The sequence below is a fragment of the uncultured Lutibacter sp. genome (assembly GCF_937891065.1).
GTDB lineage: Bacteria > Bacteroidota > Bacteroidia > Flavobacteriales > Flavobacteriaceae > Lutibacter.
Window position 1 is genome coordinate 1 of record NZ_CALAEQ010000073.1, and the last position, 2,229, is coordinate 2,229.

A 2,229-nucleotide genomic window follows, 5' to 3' on the forward strand; every position below is an offset into this window, starting at 1 on the left:
TTTTCTTCAATCAATTTAACCAAGGGTTTTAAGTTTTCATACATTTCATTTGCCTCTTCGGTATTCCAATCTTGTAATGTTTCTGAGACTTTTAATAACCATGCCCAGCCATAAGTTCGCTCAAAAGTTTTATTGTGAGCATCGTCAAAATATTGTACTTCTTTTAAAATATTTTCTTTGGTTATACTATTTTGAAGCTTTTTAAAAATAGCTTCTTTATGTTCAAAATTTGGTTGCTCTTTTATAATGTTAAGTAAAGTCCAATGTCCGTGAACTGATGAATGCCAATCAAAACAGCCATAAAAAGCAGGGTGTAATTCTGAAGGCTCTTTTAAATAACTTGCATCTCCCAAAACTTGACCCAATTTATTGGGGTATTCTTGATCTATACAATCAAAGGCAAAATGGTATAAATATGATGCACTTTTTTCATTCAATGCTGGTTTTACATAAACTGTTTCGTCAATAATTTCATTAGGTTTTTCGATTTTTCTACATGAAAAAACAATCAAAACAGTGATTGCAATCAAAATAAATTTTTTCATTCCTTTATATTTTTATATTCGTTTTAATTACTGAAGCATCATTCAACACAAATGGCATAGGCATCATAATTTCAGAACGTGGCTTACTATTAAATACTGGATTTGTAAATAAATCAAATTTAGCTTCTAGTATGTCAATATCTATTATTTGATTTTTATCTACTAAAATTTCTATATCAATAATGTCATTCTTATTGGTTCTATAATAACTCATAATTGTGCCTTTATCTATTGAAAATACATATTCACTGGCTGATTTATTTGAAACTTCTTCTTCATTCACTTTAAAGGACTTAAAGTGAATAGGGATATTAGTTAGCATCTCAATTTTATTGGCATTTCGGACAGACAAAATACTTAAGCATATTTTCCTGTCTGAATTAATAATAGTATCTGAGACAACTGTTATTAAAGGCTTTTCTAAGTTTAAAATTTCCGTCTTCTTATGTAATTGAATGGATGTTTTATATTTACTTGCTGTTGTATTTTTATCATAATTCCCTTCTGTTGGATTATCTCCTAAAAATTGCTTTGTAAATTCATCTACTTTTAAATTATAACTGGCCCAATAAGCTTCATTTTTATCGGCATCTAAAACATATAAAATACTGTTTGGTTGTTTTCTATCAACGTTATAAGGCGCAAAAAATGAAGCTGTAATTAATGCTAAAACACCAATTAATAACATTAAATTAGCTAAATTTTTATGATTTTTATATTGTTTAAAAACAGGCACTAAAAACCCAAATAACAATACCGTAAAAACGGAACTAACTACTAACATTTTCAATCCTAAACCAACCGGTAACATTTTTAATAAAGGAGCGAAAATAATTAAAACTGGTATTGATAAAATGGTGAAAAACAATAAGGTTTTAGTTTTAGTATCAGAAAATATGAATACTGATAGCATAACTACAGAAATTACAACTGGTATAATAAAAAATGCCGATCCTTGTAGGTAAAAAGCAATACCTCCATTTATTATTAACCAGAAAAATAACGGTGCAATTGCTAAATCTTGTGCTGTTCTTTTTTTGAAAAAACCTCTATAAAACCAAAAGCATATAGCCAAAGTAATTGCAATAAATGCAGCAATATAATAATGTCCATTATAGGTAAATCCATGTAAAATATCTTGGTATTGGGGATGAATTTTTAACAATAACTTCCATCCAAAAAAAGTGAATAAAGCAGAAAATACTAATGATAGCATAAAAGGTACAAACCCCTTTAAAATTCCTTGAATTGTTAACTTATCTTTTAAAATTCCAATAATCAGAAGCGCAGAAAATAAAATCAAACAAATAATAAATAATGGAATTACCCATGAAAAAGGGTAAAAAACCAACCCGAAGTATGGAAAATTAAAATAAACATAATCTTCTTGTGATTTTAAATCTTCTAAAGTATTGTTTGAAAAATAATTTAAAGTTGCTATTAAATAAGATGCCTGGTGATTTAACGAATTCAAATCCATTCGTTCATAGGAATCTTGTTCAGTATGATAATCAAAATGATCGTCAATAAAAGCAAAATTATAACCATCAATATTTCCATCTTCTCTAAAAACAGTTAAATCAGTATCATTTGGCAACATTTTATAAATGCTGTACATTAAAGAATTTCCTACTGGATATGTGGTATTTGCATTGCTAAAAGCTTCAATTAATTTTTTATTTCC

General features: G+C 27.5%; 2 protein-coding genes. Both read right to left on the reverse strand.

Annotated elements, in window-relative coordinates; all coding sequences use genetic code 11:
* The coding region (locus Q0352_RS04295; protein ID WP_299524153.1) for a DUF2891 family protein at positions 1–545 on the reverse strand (545 nt) is incomplete at its 3' end.
* A 4-nt stretch (positions 546–549) separates the two neighbouring features.
* The coding region (locus Q0352_RS04300) for a M28 family peptidase (protein WP_299524156.1) at positions 550–2,229 on the reverse strand (1,680 nt) is incomplete at its 5' end.